Source organism: Acinetobacter sp. (assembly GCF_049284435.1).
In the GTDB taxonomy this organism is placed as follows: Bacteria; Pseudomonadota; Gammaproteobacteria; order Pseudomonadales; family Moraxellaceae; genus Acinetobacter.
Genome location: NZ_JBAPXX010000022.1, coordinates 1 through 17,910 on the forward strand (window position 1 = coordinate 1; position 17,910 = coordinate 17,910).

Consider the following 17,910-nt stretch of genomic DNA (forward strand, 5'->3'; position numbering starts at 1 on the left):
GATGGGTACTGCGAACTGGTCATTCCAAATGTATCCGGGTTTAAGTGTGGGCTGTATCAACACTATTATCCAGTATGGTACCGATGAGCAGAAAAACACGTATCTGCCTCACCTGGTTGCTGGAACTTGGGCAGGTACCATGTGTCTGACTGAGCCACAATGTGGTACGGATCTGGGTCAGGTTAAAACCAAAGCAGAGCCGAAAGAAGATGGCACTTATGCGATTTCAGGGACTAAGATTTTTATTTCCGCAGGTGAGCACGACCTCACTGAAAATATCGTGCATATTGTACTGGCACGCCTTCCGGATGCACCGCAAGGCACCAAAGGGATTTCCCTGTTTATCGTTCCAAAATTTATTGCTGCGGCAGATGGTGGGATCGGTGAACGCAATCCAGTGAACTGTGGCTCGATTGAACACAAAATGGGGATTCGCGCTTCAGCAACGGCTGTACTGAATTTCGACAATGCGACTGGCTACCTGATTGGTGAACCAAACAAAGGCCTGCATGCCATGTTTACCTTTATGAACACGGCGCGTATTGGTACTGCGATTCAGGGCATCTGCCATGCTGAATTGTCGTTCCAGGGTGCTTTGCCTTATGCAAAAGAGCGTATGTCAATGCGTGCCCTGTCTGGCAAAAAAGATCCAGAAAAAGTAGCGGATGCGATCATTCATCATGCCGATGTACGCCGTATGCTGTTGACGCAAAAAGCCATTGCTGAAGGTGGCCGTGCCATGATTTATCATGCAGCACAAATTGCCGACAATATGAATGATGCTTTGCTGCGTGGTGATACTGCAGCATTTGAACAGCATGATGATCATCTTGGTTTCTATACTCCAATCCTGAAAGGCTTCCTGACCGAAATGGGCTATGAGGCATCAAATCACGGTATGCAAGTCTTTGGTGGACATGGCTATATCAAAGAATGGGGCATGGAACAGATCGTACGTGACTCACGTATCTCTACCTTGTATGAAGGTACTACAGGCGTTCAGGCACTCGATCTGATCGGCCGTAAAGTGCTGTTGACCTCGAAAGGTAAAGTGATTCGTGATTACACTGCTGAAATCCTGAAATTCTGTGGTCAGCATGCACGTAATAAATACATGCGTCGCTTTGCTTGGGATTTGACCAAGCTATGTGCACAGTGGAATGCTTTAACCGTACGTATCATGCTGGCAGCACGTAAGGACCGTGACATCGTGTCTTCTGCGTCAGTAGATTTCCTGATGTTCTCCGGTTATGTAATGATGGCATATTTCTGGGCACAGCAAGCTGCAGTCGCTTCAGCCAAACTGGGATCTGGCGAAGGTGCTGAAGTACCAGAGTTCTATAAAGCGAAAATCAAAACTGCTGATTTCTATTTTGAACGTATTCTGCCACGTACCCAAGGTCATGCAGAAGCGATGGTGAATCCGTCTAAGACCATGACGGCACTCGCGCCAGAATACTTTAGCTTCGATTACTAAGCTGTAAATTGAGTTTAAAAGAGCGCTTCGGCGCTCTTTTTATTGACTCAAATACCTTTCTTTCAACTTAAAAAACCTTTCTGGATATAAAATATACAATTTTAATTTTATATTTTTCAACATCCTAATAAATTAGCCAAATAAAACGCTTGTATATCTGAAAATAAGCGGTATGATAACCCCAACTAGAAAAATTCTTGTTTTGGTTAGTCTTCTTTTAAGTATCGCAGTTTTAGTCATAAACCTTCGTATTACAGATCAAAAAGCTCCATCCTTTTTATTTTTCAAAGTTACAGTTAGTCATCTGAAATTTTGGCTATAAATTCATACGATTCAATAGGTTATATTATGTCTAATACAGTTAACGGTACAGTAAAATGGTTCAACGAAACTAAAGGTTTTGGTTTCATTCAACAAGAATCAGGTCCAGACGTTTTTGCTCACTTCAGCGAAATCACTGGTTCAGGTTTCAAAACTTTAGTTGAAGGCCAAAAGGTTTCTTTCAGCGTAGCTCAAGGTCAAAAAGGCCCTACAGCTGTAAATATCGTTGCTCTATAATTTAGAAGCAAGATATTGAAAAAAAGCACTCCTAGAGTGCTTTTTTTGTGCCTATCATTTCTCTCATTCAACTCTAGTTTTTAGAGATCATTGGGTTGGTCTAAAAACCGGTGTGCTCTATGCCAAGCTAAAAATTCTTGATCCGGCGCAAAACGTTTTGGTACATCTATGCGTTTACCGCTATAAAGCTTAAGATAAGCATACAGACTCGTATCTTGTTTTGCTTGTTCAGCAACACACACTTTGAAATATTCATCAATACTTATAAATCCCTGATCAAAAGCTTGATCCAATAAAGAAGATAAACAAATCCCATTTTGTGGGTTTTTGCGTTGTGCCTGATTTTCAGACCAGGGTACGATATGAGAAGCCACTAAAAAGGCTTTGGTCTTAATGCCGGAGATTGCACATTGATATTGATAATTGAGTTTAACTTGTAAGGCAAATTCTTGATGTGCCGAACCACGAACCTTTACTTTGGCATATTGATCTTCAACAGTATAATCGAGGATTTCTTGACGCAAATGCTTATCCCGCAAAGTGTCCTGTTTTTCTCCTTTTCCAGCTAATTTAAGTAATTGCCAGAAATCATCTGCCGTAATCTCATTCATGCCATATTGTTGAAAAAAATGTTCCCAAGTATTTCCGCGTGGTTTAAAAGTCCATTGAAAATCTTCCAAATCGGACTGCAGAATGGGATCTATAAAACGTATACCATCGATCACTTCCGCAAAGACCGGTTTGGTTCGACATTTTTGATGATTTTGAGGAATAGCAGTAGGTGCAATAATCTTGGCTATACGGCCTGCACCATAAAGATAGAATTGATTTTTAATTTCAGAGGCTTTTTGCGGTCGTCGATATAAAAAGAAATCCCTTTCTCTGACCCGATTATATTTGCTTTGATCTCAATGATATTCTTTAAAGTCCCGATCTTCATAAACCAGATGATCACTTTTACTATCAAAAATAAAGAATCGGGTATCAGCTAAATCCAGCTGTTGAAAAGCCCATAATGTATCCACCTACCCACCCTCTAGAAATTATAATATTCATTTAATTTAATCTTTGAATATTCTCAGAAAACTTCTCTCTAAGAAAACTTCAATCAGACTTTAGGCATTTTATTTAAGGCAATAAAAAAACCCAATAAAATCCTATGAGGGTTTCTTTTAGAACAATGGGGAAATTAAATAATTAAAGAAATTCTTCTAATACCGAATTTAAAAAGATATGCCCCTGCTCGGTGCAAGAAAGTCGGTCTTGATCATCGACCATTAATTTTCTGTCACGCAAAGAACTCAGCAATTCATTCAAGCGATCCAGACCCAAACCGGTACGTTCTGCATACAGCTTGGCTTCCACACCCTGATTTAAACGCAGTGCATTCATCATAAATTCAAATGGCATGTCAGTATCTTCAATGCGCTTAAACTGCAGATGTTCGGCAGGTACTTTGGCTAAGTAGTCCTTAGGTAAACGGGTTTTCTGGAACCGATACACACCATCTGGCTGAGTGACTTTGCCATGTGCTCCCGCACCAATTGCCAGATAATCACCAAACTGCCAGTAATTCAGATTATGTGCTGAAGGCAATTCTTTACGCCAAGCTGAAACTTCGTAATTGATAAAACCCTGAGATTTTAAGTAGAGCTCGCCCTGCTCCTGAATATCTTCCAATACTTCATCAACAGGCAAAATCGGTTGAGTCCGGAAAAATACCGTATTTGGCTCAATCGTCAACTGATACCAGGAAATATGCGTAGCGCCCTGCTCCACTGCCAATTTTAAATCATGCAAAGCCTGATCCAAGGTCTGTTCAGGCAAACCATGCATCAAGTCGACATTAATCCGCTGAAAGCCAGCTTCACGCGCCAACCCAATGGCAGAGATCGCATCTTCATTGCTGTGAATCCGTCCCAAACGTTTAAGATGATCGGTATTAAAACTTTGTACTCCAATCGACAGACGGTTAATGCCAGCCTGCAAATAACCGGCAAATGGATCATGTTCGACCGTGCCGGGATTGGCTTCCAGAGTAATTTCACAGCCTTCAGCAAAGGGAATAATGGCTTTGAGCTGATCAAATAACCATTGATAACCTGGGGCAGAAATCAGTGACGGCGTCCCCCCACCAATAAAAACACTGTGAATCTGCCGACCTTGGCCAAAATCGACCTGAGTTTTAAAGTCTTCCACCAGTGCTCGTAAATATTCCTGTTCCAACTCCAGTGATAGCTGACCATCTGGAACCGCATGCGAATTGAAGTCACAATAAGGACATTTGCGCACACACCAAGGCATATGAATATATAAGGACAAAGGGACAGCAGCAGGATTCAATTCAGCCAAAGAACTACTCAAAAACGATTACAAGATATAGCGGAATTTTAACATGACTCGGCGGCAACACTGCTAAAATTAAATTTACCCATGCGCTATATCTAAAAACTCAAATAGAATTAGACAGTTAAAATTATGAAAATATCCTTACAGTTGATTATTTTACTCCCCTTGGTCTTTGCAGTGGGTGTTTTACTGACACTACAGACGGCAATTAATGCCCAACTGAAAGAATATTTATATTCCCCAATTCAAGCTGCATTTTTTTCCTTTTTGATTGGTACAATAGTGCTGGCCTTAATCGTACTTTTTCAGTCTAATCCCAAACCAAGTTTACAGGAATTGATGAGTGTTCCTTGGTATTTATGGCTAGGGGGAATCGTGGGTGTATACGCGATTAGTATGAGCATTTATGCAGCACCCAAACTTGGCTTTCTGGTCCTTAGTGGTCTCATTATTTTTGGTCAGATGGTCACGTCCATGCTGGTCGATCAATTTGGTCTGTTGGGCAATGAAAAAATGCCGGTTAACTGGCAACGTCTTTTAGGTGGCGGGGTGATTTTTATTGGTGTGCTTCTCACTTTACAACGCTAAACCTTATCTTTAAGCACATGATCACGATGAGTAATTTTTGTGTCGAATGTTTCACCAGTCACGACCTTTGGTTTTGAATTAAAAAAACTGTTTCATCTCATGCTGCCTATTCTGGTGACCCAATTTGCTCAGGCAGGTCTGGGCCTGATTGATACCATTATGGCCGGTCATCTGTCTGCTACCGATCTTGCCGCGATTGCCGTCGGAGTAGGACTCTGGATTCCGGTGATGCTGCTGTTTAGTGGCATTATGATTGCCACGACACCTTTGGTTGCTGAGGCCAATGGTGCACGTACACCTGAAAAAATTGCCACCATTGCACGTCAATCGCTTTGGGTTGCCCTGATTCTTGGGGTGATTGCCGGCCTGATTCTGCAACTCCTGCCCGCCACTTTGCCACTCTTAGGTGTACCGGAAAGCTTGCAACCAAAAGCTGGTTTATTCCTGCATGCGATTGGTTTTGGTATGCCTGCGGTAACCATTTATGCAGCCTTACGCGGCTACTCAGAAGCGATTGGAAATCCTCGTCCGGTCACCGTGATTAGTTTATTGGCGCTGGTTTTGCTGGTTCCGCTGAACTATATCTTTATGTATGGTATTGGCCCTGTTCCGGCCCTAGGCAGTGCAGGCTGTGGGTTTGCCACAGCGATTTTGCAGTGGTTAATGCTCATGACTCTGGCATTATATATCTTTAAAAACAGAGCCTATCAGCGTACCCAGCCTTTTACTCACTGGGAAAAAATCAACCCGGAATGGGTGAAGCGTATTCTGCAACTGGGTTTTCCGATTGGATTGGCGATCTTCTTTGAGGTCAGTATTTTCAGTACAGCAGCAATTGTGCTGAGTCCTTTAGGAGAGACCATTGTCGCTGCCCATCAGATTGCTATTTCTGTCACTTCACAACTGTTCATGATTCCCATGTCACTGGCGATTGCCCTGACCATTCGGGTCGGCACCTACTATGGTGAACAGAACTGGCAAGCCATGCGTAAAGTACAATATCTCGGCCTGATCACTGCCACTATTCTGGCGATCCTGACGATGATTCTGCTTTGGGTTTTCCGCAATGAAATCGTGGCACTCTACACCTCAGATATGATCGTGACCCAAATTGCGGTCTATCTGATTCTGTTTGCGATTGCCTATCAGCTGATGGATGCCTGGCAGATCAGTGCGGCAGGTTGTCTGCGCGGCATGCAGGATACCAAGGGGCCGATGTGGATTACCATGCTGGCTTACTGGGTCATCGCCTTCCCGGTTGGGGTATATTTATCACGCTTTACCGAGATGGGGGCAGCCGGTGTTTGGGTCGGTCTAATTGTAGGTCTAAGTGTTGCCTGTGTTTTATTGCTGGCACGACTCTATAGCAATAACAGACGTTTAAGCTTAAAAATGTAAAAACTTAGTGACTTTCAAACAATCTTAAATAATGGGTAGGTGACATGGATGTCACCGTTGAGCTGTGATACAGGGAAGTATCATCAGATCAACGAAACGGTTTTGTTACTTTTGCCATGACAAAAGCAAGAGTTGTCTACGCGACAGCATAAAAATAAAAAGACGATGCTTTGACACTTATAATTCTTATTTTAATGTAGAAATTAAGAATTAGCTCCTAAAGCATCTTTCAATCCTTCTGGAATCTCCGATTCATCCGCTACATCTTTAATCACCACCTGCCCCACAATCACGTCCGTACCATTAAAAGTCATGGTGGGTGAACCATATAACTCATAACCTTCATTTAAGGCACGGGTCACCCGCGCACAAAAATGCACATCATCCTTCCCAGTAAAATATCGATAGACTTTCATTGAATTTTCTTCATTACTACACTCTGTTTATTCTAAGCTTTTAGCCATAAAACAACATTCAGAATTAGTACTCGGTCTTATCTAAAACAATGATGGATTCCGGTGTACTGTTGTCATTCAAGTCAATGCAGTGAAGATAAATCTTTTAACAAATCAAAGATGATGCATTAAACATGGAGAAGCTGAAGGAAATCACAACACAACCTCTACAATTAAATCTAGGCAATTGAACCTTTGTCACCTATGATCAAATACATCCATTCATAGTTGGTTTCAAGGAATCTCGCATGGCAAAAACGGCTAGCACACCCGGTCGTCGCTTTATGAAACTTGCCGGAATGACCGCAAGTATTGCAGGTAAAACTCTCTCCAATTCCATTAAAAATTTAACTGCCGATGACGAGCAAAAAAATACTGCACGCAGTAAATTATTTCAGGATATTGGTGTGCAGATTGCGGATACCTTGGGGGAAATGAAAGGCGCAGTCATGAAAGTTGGCCAGATTGCCTCGCAATATAAAGACGTTTTCCCGCCCGAAGTCGCTAAAGCCATTGCTAAATTGCAACGTCAGGCACCACCCATGCCGTTTAAAGAAATTCAGGCACAAGTGGAAAAAGAATTGGGTAAACCTTTAGAGCAGCTTTTCCAGCAGTTTGATGAGCAGCCATTTGCCGCGGCCTCGATTGGTCAGGTGCATAAAGCCACCCTGCCGAATGGCCAACAAGTTGTGGTAAAAGTGCAATATCCTGGTGTGGATGAAGCCTGCGAAAGCGACCTGAAACAGGTTCGTCTGGCACTGCGCATGATGGGCGTATTAAAGATTGATCGTAAACTTCAAGATCAATTATTTAAAGAAATTCAGCACAGTCTGGATAATGAACTGAACTATGAAATCGAAGCGCAGAATCTGGAAATCGCCCGTACTTTCCATGAATCTCTGGACAGTAAAATTATAATTCCGAAAGTGTATCACGAGTACTCTTCACGGCATATTCTGACTTTGAGCCAGGAGCTTGGTGAAAGTATTGAAACCGCTAGTACTTGGCCACTCGAGACGCGAAATGCTTTGGGACGCCGTTTATTCCGTGCCATTGGTCAGGAAATTTTCTATCTGAAACGCTTTCATTGTGACCCACATCCTGGCAACTTCGCCTTCCGTGAGGATGGTTCTGTGATTGTTTATGATTACGGCGGCGTCAAGACCTTGTCGACTGAAGTGATTGGACATTTCAGAGAACTGATCCATGCCGCACGCGAGAAGAATATTCCTGTGATCGAGCAACAGTTAGATGCGCTACATTCCTTGACTGAAACTGGAAAATTCCCGAAAGAATTGTATGAACAATGGCTGGAAGTGCTCATGCGTCCGCTGGTCACTCACTATGATTTTGCCGAAAACTCAGCTCATCATGATGGGATGGAGCTACTGAAACCTTCTTTGAAATATTGGGATGTATTTAAGCCCTCTCCTGATACCTTGATGGTGAACCGGACAATTTCAGGACAATACTGGAACCTGATTCATCTCAAAGTACATGATGATTTAAGTGATGTATTTGAAGAACTCGTGCCGAGCCGAAGTTAAGTTGAGACGATAGGCTTACACGCTGTAACCCTAGATTACTTGAAATATCAAATGTTACATTATAACATTTAATCAAGAATCATGAGGAAGTTAGATATGCGTTCAGATATCCATCCTGAGTATCGTGAAGTGTTATTCCATGATACCAATGCCGATGCCTATTTCGTTATTGGCAGCACGATAAACTCGAGTCAAACTAAAGAATATCAAGGTAAAACATATCCTTATGTAACACTAGATATTTCAAGTGCATCACATCCTTTCTATACGGGTGAGCAACGTCAGACCAGCAATGAAGGACGTGTGGCAAGCTTTAACAAACGTTTTGGCCGCTTTAAACGTGGCTAAAACCGAAAACCCTCGGTTATCTTAAGATTTAAATCGTGGTTTATGTCAGGAAATGACCTCCAATTTCCTGACTTTTTTATGCGCTTATTTTAACTCTGTGCTAACACGAGTGAAGTGAAATAAAAGCCCAGCGCCAGAACAATAATGCCTACAATTAAGCTGGATAATGCATATAATAGCGCTAGGCCCATAGCGCCTTGTTTCAATAACACAAAGCTTTCCAGACCAAAACTGGAAAATGTGGTAAAACCACCAAGAATCCCCACCATTAAAAACAGACGAGCTTCTTGTTGGAGTGCTGGATATTTTTGGCTACAGGCAAAAAAAATCCCGGCACATAAACAGCCCAGAATATTGATCCACCAGGTGGGCCAGGGAAATTGCATTTGTGGTTTAAACAGCCAAAGTCCTGCGGCATAACGCAAACTGGCACCGATTGCCCCACCCATTGCTACCCAAAGCCAGCCCATATTTTTTCCTGTTCTATTTATTGATCAAGTTTATTTTATCCAAAGTTTCGTATTTAGCATGGATAAATTTCACTGTTATCTTGAACCGAAAATCAATTAAATACCATGGAACTTAGCAAGAAAATTGCTATATTTATCGATCGAATTTTCATGAATGGCACAGGAAAAACAGCATGGCACAGGATTTATTGGCCCAGTTGGCAGCAGGGCAAGCAAAATTTGCAGATGTAATTGCGTATATCGAATCGCGTTATACGCATAAACCAACTGCATTTAAAAATGGCCAGCAGAATAATTCGGCCACAGAAAACCAAGGCAGCGCCAAAGTATTTTCTTTTGCACAATTGAATGATCTGGATCAGGCACAGACGTTAAGCCTGTTTGCCGAACATTATGCTTCTGTACTGGCGACGCCAAAGGCGACTGATCATCAGAATATCCGCCAGTTTATGCTCAATGGCTGGGATGGAATTGCCTTTGAAGGTCAGGCTTTAACTGCGAAGTAAGTCCTAAGCAGATAAAAAACCGCTCAAAGGAGCGGTTTTTTATGCAACTCAGAAGCGTGCATGAAGTCTGTTTTAGCTCTTACCTACTTTTTCAATCCATTTAATGGAACTGACACGGAAAACTTCACAGGCACCATCACCCGTATCGGTCGGAGTTAAAGACGATGTCCAGACCAGATCTTTATCACGAACTTCAACCAGCTCCCCTTGCATACGCACCAGATCGCCACGCTTTACCTTTTTAATTGCCTTGGCAATTTCAGGATTGGCAGGAATGATATGCATATTGGACACCATCTGCTTGGCTTGTTCTACCGGCACTGGCACCCGATCCATTTTCCAGTTCAGATAACGGTCATATTGATTTACGGTGATATGTCGGGCAATTTCAGGTTCAGCAAACAGCCCCCAGCTGACTGCATAATCAATCGGAGAGAATTTGGCTTGCTGGTCAGAACTATAAACCTTGGAACCCAGAATACGAAAATCACCTTTAAAAGGCTGCAAGACTGAAATTGACTGGCCTTTAACGACGGGAGGCAAACCTTTGGCAATATTGTGGTCGACCGAGCTATAGCCCGAAATAGGCAGCAACAGGCTGGCCAGCAAAGCATAATGTTTAAAGTGTTTGAGCATAATTTTTAATCTAATCCTAATCAAGTTGATTAAACGTTTTAAGGATATCTTCCTTGATCTTACGGATTTTTTAATGAATAAACAGTTGAACTTGGTAACAAACTGCACGTATTTAGTCAGCTCGAGATATGCCCGTCATTTTATTTTTCAGTTAAGCTAGAACGTATTTCCATCATATTAAAATAACTCAAATGCTGTATAAACTTTATCAACAACATATCTTTCCGCATCTGCTGAATCAGGTGATGCAGACACCATCCCTGATGGACTTGCGTCGTGAACTGCTTTTGGATATTTCAGGTGAAGTGCTGGAAATTGGTTTCGGTACCGGCCTGAATCTGCCTTTCTATCAGTCAGTTGACAAGATTTATGCGCTGGAACCAAATCCGGCTATTTTCAGACTGGCAGAAGCGCGAATTCAACAGGCCGCTTTTCAGGTCGAGCATATTCATGCCAGCGCAGAAGCTTTGCCTTTTGCCGAAAATAGTGTGGAAAATATTGTGTCTACCTGGACGCTTTGTAGTATTCCTAACCTAGAACAGAGCCTGCAGGAAATTTACCGTGTGCTACAACCGGGTGGGACTTTACATGTGGTCGAACATGTCCTGAATCGGCAAAGTTTAAATATTCAGCGTCTGCAACATTTGTTCAACCCCATTCAAAAGAAAGTCGCTGATGGCTGTCATCTGAATCGTGATATTGAAACCACCTTGCTGGAAACCGGTTTTGAAATAGAAACCTTAAGTTATGTAGATGCCGAAGGTATTCCGAAGATTGGCCAACGCATGTTGTTAGCACGGTTTCGTAAACCACGAAGCTAATTTACGACCATCTTATATTTAGTGCTGCTGAACATGATTCACTTGCAGCAACTGACAATGGGCACGATATTCAGAGCCTGTCCCAACCTGGAATTCTTGTCCAGTCGTGCCCGAATGAACTGTCACCAGATCACCGCTGAGTGTGATTTTCTGCCCCGATTTTAGCCGGTGAATCTGATCGGCAATTTTTTCAGTGGCAGCAATCAGACTGAAATGCTGCACATGCGTATTGACGAAGTCACGATCCACTTTACTGGTTTGTCCTTCAACCTGATAGCAGCGTTTTGCCTCATCAAACCCTAATTTTGCCTGCATGGCCGGCAGCGGTTGAGTCAGCAACAGCACATCAATATTACTCAGATAGGCTAGATCATTAAAATGCCCCACCACAGGGCTGGCCTGATGCAGCACCCGACGATCAGGTTTCACAAAGCGGTGATCATGCACAATATAAGTCGCTGATATACGCTTGATCGATTCTACTTTAAAGTTTTTGAGTACGCCTTTTTCTTGCAGATGCGGAATGGCACGAAAAAACTCATTCCAGACCCAGAGTCCAAGCATAAACAGCAGTGCAGTGATCAGTAATTTTTGCATAATTTTTATTCTTCACTGGATTTTGGTCAATCCTGAAAATCAATCCGAATGGTTTCAAAACGTACCCGCCCTTCCTGAACCGCTCGGGCAATGGCTTGCTGGCCTTTGGTCAGACGTGCTCCGCCACTTTTAATGTCAATCAAAACCACTTCAATATCTTCAGCTTCGCCTTCGCCATCACGAAAATCGGTATAACCATCAAAGACTACATAATCCACCGGATCGCCCAGAAACTTGGCATCACTCGGCAAATATTGAAATTCCGGCATGATCGGCGCGAGCTGTTCCGCCATTTTGCCTTTGAGAACTGCACGGCTGGTGTTCACGCTGCGTTTTTGCGCGGCAATGAGAGACTGCTGATGCTCCAGTTCCAGTTCGGCAATATACTGCTCATATTCGGCCTTGATCCGTCCATTACGCGTCTGACTTAAAATAATAGTGGTCAATACCACCCCGATACATGTGCCAATCAGCATGGCCATCCATATGGACATTCAATCTTCCTAATTTGCCTGATTTTTATAGCATCGCATTCGACTGAAGTTGAGGACTTCGGCCATTTGCATACTTGAAAAGAATGATATGCTAGGCCGGAACAGAATAAAATCACCTTGAGTCATGAAAACAATTTTAGTTGCGAATCAGAAAGGCGGTTGTGGTAAAACCATGACAGCCATTAGTTTGGCGTCAGCACTCGCACAAAAGGGTTATAAGGTGGCATTGGCCGATGCCGACAACCAGAAATCAACATTGCAATGGCTCAAGCATCGTCCGGCACAGGCAGCACAGATCCAAAGTCTGGACTGGCGCAATAGCAAGTCCATTGGTGATGCGCCCAAACAAATTGAATACCTGATTATTGATGCACCGGGTGCTTTGACCGATGATCATGCCGAACAGCTTATCAGTGAAGCACATGCGATTATTATCCCGATCCAGCCTTCTTTTTTTGATATCGATTCGACCCGCCGTTTTCTCAAACATTTGCAGGACATTAAACGCATCCGTAAGGGCAAGGTTGAAATTTTACTTTTGGCCAACCGTACCAAACCGAATGCCGCCAGCAATCAAGACATACAGCAGTTTTTTGACAAGATCGACCAGCAGCCAGTGGCCTGGATTTCGGAACGTGCCCCTTATAGCCGACTGGCTATGGAAGGTTTGTCAGTCTTTGATAAACCTCAGAAAATCTACCGGGAGCTGCAGACTCAATGGCAACCGGTACTGAATACCATTATTGATGATCCGAGTCAGTGGTTTTGAGCCAATCGCCTGAATCGTGGTGTAGCTTTGGGAAAATAATCTCGCTACTTGGCTAGCTATCATTTTCGATCGCTTTTTTTTCAGTTAATATGCCTGAACACGACCTAAAAAATGAGTCATTAAATTCAGTGCAACAGTACGCGCCTACATTACAAAAAGTCTTATTATTTGGATTGTTCTTTATCCTGATTTTTTTGAGTTTTCATATACTCAAGTATTTCATCATTCCTGTAGTTTGGGCTGCCATTATTGCCTATATGACTTGGCCCTTGTATCAGTCGGTGTTACGCCTATGCGGCAATCGACCGACACTAAGCGCAACCGTAATGATCTTGGCCGTGATTCTGGTCTTTGGTCTGCCGTTTATTTTCGCCATTTTCATGCTGCAGCATGAAGGTCGTAACCTGTATTTTGAATTGCAGCGACAAGTGTTTTCCGGTCACCTGAATGTCCCTGATTTTATTCGCGGGCTTCCGATTGTCGGCAAGGAAATTACCCGAACCTTAAATGAAATCAATACAGATCCACAGAGTATTGCACTGTCGGTATCGACCTGGATTCAAGGTCATCTGAATTACGGCAAAGTGGTGTTGAATGAAGTCAGCAAAAACATCTTTAAATTATGTTTTGCAATACTTTCACTATTTTTCTTCTACCGTGATGGTCAGACCATTTTAAATCAGGTGCGTAAAGCCTTTGAAATGGTGGTCGGTCCACGTGTGCATCATTATTTTTCCACCATCTCTGCAACCACACGTGCCGTGGTCTATGGGGTTGGTTTGACCGCAATTGCACAATCCTTGTTGGCAGGCCTGAGCTATTTTGTTGCAGGTGTTCCGAATCCGATGGTTTTAACCATTGTGACCTTTATTTTTGCCCTGATTCCCTTTGGCCCACCCCTCGCCTATAGTGCGGTGGCGCTGTGGCTGTTTTCACAAGGACAAACTATTGAGGCTATCGGGGTCATGGTATGGGGTGTCTGTATTGTCAGTACTGCCGATAACGTGATTCGTCCACTGGTAATTTCTGGTGCAACCCAGATTCCTTTCCTGCTGATCATGTTTGGAGTCTTGGGTGGTATTGCCAGCTTTGGTCTGGTCGGGGTGTTTATTGGTCCGGTGATTCTGGCTGTGCTACTTGCAATCTGGCGTGAATGGTTACATGAAAGTAATCTGAATGAACCTTTAATGATGCCTAAAGCCACCATGGCACATGAGATTGATCCAGAAACCAAGGACACACCGCCCAAAGTACCTTAAAGCATAGATAGAATCGACTTAAACAAAACAAAACAAAACATTTAAGTACTGATTCTATATAGAGCTTCTGATCTTGCTCTGTTTAAATGAACTCACAAAACAGAATAAAGATCAGGATGCCAAAATCATGTCTTCATTGTTTAAAATTACGACACTTTGCGCGTTAAGCGCCGCACTTTTTACCGGTTGTGCCTCAACCTCTCCATCAAATGAAGTGGTCAGAGCAGTGACTGTGAATGCAGTAACTGCTCAAGGTGTGGGTCAAGAGATTGGGACCGTCTTACTCAGTGACAGCCCGGCCGGTCTGGTTATTCGTACCAACCTGAAACAACTTCCTGCGGGTGAGCGCGGTTTCCATATTCATGAAAATGGTTCATGCGCGCCTGCCATGAAAGACGGCAAGATGGGCGCAGCACTGGCTGCAGGTAGCCATTACAATCCAAATCAGGCACCGCATCACGGTACACCAGCGACCGGTCACCTTGGTGATTTACCAGCATTGAAAGTCACTACTGACGGAACTGCACATGTTACCCTGCTTGCACCACGTCTGAAACTGGCTGATGTTCAGGGTCGTGCGATTATGGTTCATGCCGGTGGCGACAATTATTCCGATACCCCATTACCCTTGGGCGGCGGCGGTGAACGTATTGCCTGTGGCGTGATCTAAACACCTTCATGCCAAGACTAAACAGAAAAAACGGGCATCATGCTCGTTTTTTTCATGGTTTTTTATTTTATTTTGGCGTCTAAATTGCATTCAGAACTTTGCGTTTTTACTTTCCGGATCCTGTCCTTGTGAATGCTGCCCAAGCTGTGACTGTTACTCTTGTTAAAATTATAAAACCGGTCCTGCTGCCCTTTCAGTCCAGCGCGCTGATGACCTATTGCCTGCAAATCCTGCTAGTGTTTTTAGGTACCACTTTCGGTCTGAAATTTCTGGGTTATGAGTTCTTGATCGTTCCAGTAACTTTAGGGGCAATTGCCACGGCACTGACTGATTTTGATGACCGGTTAAGCCTGCGTTTGCGCAACCTGTTACTGGTCATCATTCTGTTTTTTAGTGTCAGCAGCATTCTGGAATTTCTTGCTCCGCATAAATTCTGGTTTGCATTGTGGCTATCGCTATCGAGTGCGCTCTTTATTCTAATGGGTGCTTTAGGCCAACGTTATGCCTCGATTTCATTTGGCACCATTTTACTGTCAATCTATACCATGTTTGGCTTGGGCGAATATCAGCACTGGTATGAACAGCCGCTTTATTTTGTCATTGGGGCGCTATGGTATGGCCTGACGTCTATTCTATTTTTTCTGCTGCGTCCTACTTTGCAGGTTCAGGAAAATCTCGCACAAAGCTTGCAGCACATGTCGGATTTACTGCTGAGTAAAGCCAAACTGTTTGATCCGGACCAGCACCCGAATGTTGAAAACCTGCTCTATGAGTTGTCACTTAAAAATACTTTAGTCATTCAGAGTTTTAACCGTAGCAAAGATTCACTATTGACCCGACTCAAAGCTTCCCGTGCCAATCGTAATACTATTTACTGGCTGAATCTGTATTTTCTGATGCAGGATATTCATGAACAGGCCACGGCCAATTATCTGCATTATGAACAGATCGAACAGCATTTTAGCCGCACTGACCTGATTTTCCGGATTCAGAAAAATATCCGTCTGCAAGCCCTTGCCTGTCAGCATTTGGCAGAATGTGTACTGCGCAATGAAAAATTTTATCTGTCTACAGATGATGAACTGGCACTGCAGCATTTACAGGAATCGATGCAGGACTGGATTGCCCAGCATCCACAGAATATTGAAGTTAAAAATTTACAGCTTATTCTGGCCAATCTGCTGAGTGTACATGAACAGTTACAACACCTGCATGATCAACAGGCACTGTATAAGCCACGCTATCAGCAGCATTTTGATGACCTGAGTCTGTTTGATGATGATATTCGCGATAGCACAGATCTCTGGCTGAAACTCAAACCGCACTTAAGTCCGCAATCGGCACTCTTTCGGCATGCGGTGCGGATTGCCATTGTATTTCTAGTCGGCTATGCCATTTCATTATTACCCTTTGCAAAAAATGGCTACTGGATTTTACTGACCAGCCTGTTTGTCTGTCAGATCAGTTATTTTGCCACCAAAAGCCGCCTCATATTGCGGACTCTGGGAACATTATTAGGGGTCATGCTGGGTGTTCCCATCCTGTATTTTGTACCAAGTGTCGAAGGTCAATTACTCCTGACAGTAATTTTTGGTGTCGGTTTTTTCTATCTACGTTCCAAAAAATATGCCATGGCAACCCTCATGGCGACATTGATGGTACTCCTGATTTTTAATCTGAAAGGTGCCGGTTATGCCATTATTTTACCGCGTATTGTCGATACTCTCATAGGCTGTCTGATTGCCTGGATGGCAGTAAGCTGGATCTGGCCTGACTGGAATTTTCGTAATATTTCCAGCAATATCAAAAAGTCATCACATGCAACACTGAACTATTTTGCTGCAGTGGTCGAGCAATATCAAAACGGTAAAGATAACAGTATTACTTACCGGACTGCACGGCGTCTGGCCCACAATGCACAGATTGATTTATCCAGCATGATTTCAAGCCTGAGCACCGAACCGAATCCAGATCCTCAACTGGTTAAAAGTGCCTTTCGCTATCTGGTCTATAGCCATAGCCAGCTCAGTTATATTGCAGCATTGGGGAGTCACCGTGAGCAGGTTACTGATACACAAATTCTGGATTTAATGCGCTGGTGCCAGCAAACCTTAACTGGGGTATTGCTGCAACAACAACCTTTAGATACCTACGACATTGATCATAAACTGGCAGAAATTCAACGCTTAAGTACACAGGAAAACCAGTCAGCACATCTGCTTTTGGTGTTGAAACAGATCAGTTTATTGCTGGAAATCTTGCCGGAATTACTAAAATTACGTCATGAATTATTAGGTGCCGAGATTAAATAACCGACTGCTTTACTTGGTTATAACTTATTAAAAATGTTGAATATATCTTTATTATTAAGATTCAATATTCAGGTGATATTCGGTACACTCAAAACTAATTCGGTTAAATCAATATGTATTATGAACATCAAAACTTTGCGTCTGGTCGGTTTGATTGAAGGGATTTCATTCCTGCTGCTGTTATTTATCGCGATGCCAGTGAAATATATGATGGATAATCCGATTCTGGTGAAATATGTCGGTATGGGTCATGGCGTACTGTTTGTGCTGTTTCTGGTGGTGTTATTCGCGGTATGTGAAAAACAGAAATGGTCTCTCAGCATGTTTGTGATGGGTTTGATCGCTTCGATCCTGCCTTTTGGGCCATTTCTCTTTGATCTGAAGCTGAAGAAGCTGGAACAGCCGGCTGAAGCTTAACTGTGGAATCCTAATATAATTAGATCAGTAAAGGAAACCCTCTCTCCCCCTGAGAGAGAGTTAGAGAGAGGGTACTTATTAAATACTTAACCTCACCCTAGCCCTCTCCTAGAAAGCATAGGTATCTACACATCTTTAGGTACTTAATGCAATTGTTGCGATTTCATTCAGTTCATCTATTGAATATTCCGAGAGCAGTTGAAGAGTGTTCAGTAAAATCGAAAGTCCTGCCAATATTG

Annotated in this window: 20 protein-coding genes; 13 read left to right on the forward strand and 7 right to left on the reverse strand. The window is 43.0% G+C overall.

The genetic code is table 11. The features are described from left to right. Positions 1-1,477, forward strand: a 1,477-nt coding sequence (locus WAK81_RS01740) for an acyl-CoA dehydrogenase C-terminal domain-containing protein (RefSeq protein WP_422195433.1), incomplete at its 5' end; no start/stop codon positions are given. 348 nt (positions 1,478-1,825) lie between these two features. Next, the gene (locus tag WAK81_RS01745) at positions 1,826-2,035 is read left to right on the forward strand and encodes a cold-shock protein (protein ID WP_004281542.1); all 210 of its coding nucleotides are present in this window, start codon (positions 1,826-1,828) and stop codon (positions 2,033-2,035) included. 80 nt (positions 2,036-2,115) lie between these two features. Here the strand turns inward: WAK81_RS01745 and WAK81_RS01750 are convergent, their stop codons facing one another. Together WAK81_RS01750 and hemW are read right to left on the reverse strand one after the other, a co-directional pair. Further along, entirely contained in the window at positions 2,116-2,715 is a 600-nt protein-coding gene (locus tag WAK81_RS01750; protein WP_422195434.1) for an HNH endonuclease, read from the reverse strand. Positions 2,716-3,232: 517 nt separating this feature from the next. Further along, on the reverse strand, positions 3,233-4,387 hold the full coding sequence (hemW, locus tag WAK81_RS01755) for a radical SAM family heme chaperone HemW (protein ID WP_422195435.1): 1,155 nt from the start codon (positions 4,385-4,387) through the stop codon (positions 3,233-3,235). 126 nt (positions 4,388-4,513) lie between these two features. Between hemW and WAK81_RS01760 the strand changes: the two genes are divergently transcribed. Together WAK81_RS01760 and WAK81_RS01765 are read left to right on the forward strand one after the other, a co-directional pair. After that, on the forward strand, positions 4,514-4,972 hold the full coding sequence (locus tag WAK81_RS01760; protein WP_422195436.1) for a DMT family transporter: 459 nt from the start codon (positions 4,514-4,516) through the stop codon (positions 4,970-4,972). Positions 4,973-5,011: 39 nt separating this feature from the next. Beyond that, the gene (locus WAK81_RS01765) at positions 5,012-6,370 is read left to right on the forward strand and encodes an MATE family efflux transporter (protein ID WP_422195437.1); all 1,359 of its coding nucleotides are present in this window, start codon (positions 5,012-5,014) and stop codon (positions 6,368-6,370) included. A 203-nt stretch (positions 6,371-6,573) separates the two neighbouring features. Here WAK81_RS01765 and WAK81_RS01770 read toward each other — a convergent pair whose 3' ends face one another. Further along, positions 6,574-6,786, reverse strand: coding sequence for a DUF1737 domain-containing protein (locus WAK81_RS01770; protein WP_422195438.1), 213 nt, complete (start codon positions 6,784-6,786; stop codon positions 6,574-6,576). Positions 6,787-7,073: 287 nt separating this feature from the next. Between WAK81_RS01770 and WAK81_RS01775 the strand changes: the two genes are divergently transcribed. Together WAK81_RS01775 and WAK81_RS01780 are read left to right on the forward strand one after the other, a co-directional pair. Further along, complete coding sequence (locus WAK81_RS01775; protein ID WP_422195439.1) at positions 7,074-8,372, forward strand: ABC1 kinase family protein; 1,299 nt, start codon at positions 7,074-7,076, stop codon at positions 8,370-8,372. A gap of 96 nt (positions 8,373-8,468) precedes the next feature. Continuing rightward, positions 8,469-8,720 (forward strand): type B 50S ribosomal protein L31, encoded by a 252-nt coding sequence (locus tag WAK81_RS01780; RefSeq protein WP_422195440.1) that lies wholly within the window; start codon positions 8,469-8,471, stop codon positions 8,718-8,720. An 89-nt stretch (positions 8,721-8,809) separates the two neighbouring features. Here WAK81_RS01780 and crcB read toward each other — a convergent pair whose 3' ends face one another. Continuing rightward, the gene (gene crcB / locus WAK81_RS01785) at positions 8,810-9,190 is read right to left on the reverse strand and encodes a fluoride efflux transporter CrcB (RefSeq protein ID WP_422195441.1); all 381 of its coding nucleotides are present in this window, start codon (positions 9,188-9,190) and stop codon (positions 8,810-8,812) included. Positions 9,191-9,363: 173 nt separating this feature from the next. On the opposite strand from crcB, the gene WAK81_RS01790 reads away from it, so the two are divergent. Continuing rightward, on the forward strand, positions 9,364-9,696 hold the full coding sequence (locus WAK81_RS01790) for a HopJ type III effector protein (protein ID WP_422195442.1): 333 nt from the start codon (positions 9,364-9,366) through the stop codon (positions 9,694-9,696). A gap of 72 nt (positions 9,697-9,768) precedes the next feature. Here WAK81_RS01790 and WAK81_RS01795 read toward each other — a convergent pair whose 3' ends face one another. Next, positions 9,769-10,332, reverse strand: a complete 564-nt coding sequence (locus WAK81_RS01795; RefSeq protein ID WP_422195443.1) for a hypothetical protein — start codon at positions 10,330-10,332, stop codon at positions 9,769-9,771. Positions 10,333-10,523: 191 nt separating this feature from the next. Here WAK81_RS01795 and WAK81_RS01800 point away from each other — a divergent pair, with 191 nt between their 5' ends. Continuing rightward, on the forward strand, positions 10,524-11,153 hold the full coding sequence (locus WAK81_RS01800) for a class I SAM-dependent methyltransferase (protein ID WP_422195444.1): 630 nt from the start codon (positions 10,524-10,526) through the stop codon (positions 11,151-11,153). Between the two features lie 18 nt (positions 11,154-11,171). Here WAK81_RS01800 and WAK81_RS01805 read toward each other — a convergent pair whose 3' ends face one another. Beyond that, positions 11,172-11,750, reverse strand: a complete 579-nt coding sequence (locus WAK81_RS01805; protein WP_422195445.1) for a hypothetical protein — start codon at positions 11,748-11,750, stop codon at positions 11,172-11,174. 26 nt (positions 11,751-11,776) lie between these two features. Continuing rightward, the gene (locus tag WAK81_RS01810; protein WP_422195446.1) at positions 11,777-12,244 is read right to left on the reverse strand and encodes a Holliday junction resolvase-like protein; all 468 of its coding nucleotides are present in this window, start codon (positions 12,242-12,244) and stop codon (positions 11,777-11,779) included. A gap of 124 nt (positions 12,245-12,368) precedes the next feature. Here WAK81_RS01810 and WAK81_RS01815 point away from each other — a divergent pair, with 124 nt between their 5' ends. From WAK81_RS01815 to WAK81_RS01835, 5 genes are all read left to right on the forward strand, one after another. Further along, positions 12,369-13,013 (forward strand): ParA family protein, encoded by a 645-nt coding sequence (locus WAK81_RS01815; RefSeq protein WP_422195447.1) that lies wholly within the window; start codon positions 12,369-12,371, stop codon positions 13,011-13,013. Between the two features lie 128 nt (positions 13,014-13,141). After that, positions 13,142-14,272, forward strand: a complete 1,131-nt coding sequence (locus WAK81_RS01820) for an AI-2E family transporter (RefSeq protein ID WP_422195448.1) — start codon at positions 13,142-13,144, stop codon at positions 14,270-14,272. Between the two features lie 127 nt (positions 14,273-14,399). Continuing rightward, positions 14,400-14,942: a superoxide dismutase [Cu-Zn] SodC gene (gene sodC / locus WAK81_RS01825; protein WP_422195449.1), complete on the forward strand. Its 543-nt coding sequence runs from the start codon at positions 14,400-14,402 to the stop codon at positions 14,940-14,942. A gap of 128 nt (positions 14,943-15,070) precedes the next feature. Continuing rightward, the gene (gene yccS, locus WAK81_RS01830; RefSeq protein WP_422195450.1) at positions 15,071-17,254 is read left to right on the forward strand and encodes a YccS family putative transporter; all 2,184 of its coding nucleotides are present in this window, start codon (positions 15,071-15,073) and stop codon (positions 17,252-17,254) included. A gap of 120 nt (positions 17,255-17,374) precedes the next feature. Next, positions 17,375-17,671, forward strand: coding sequence for a DUF3817 domain-containing protein (locus tag WAK81_RS01835; protein WP_422195451.1), 297 nt, complete (start codon positions 17,375-17,377; stop codon positions 17,669-17,671). Positions 17,672-17,910 lie beyond the last annotated feature (239 nt).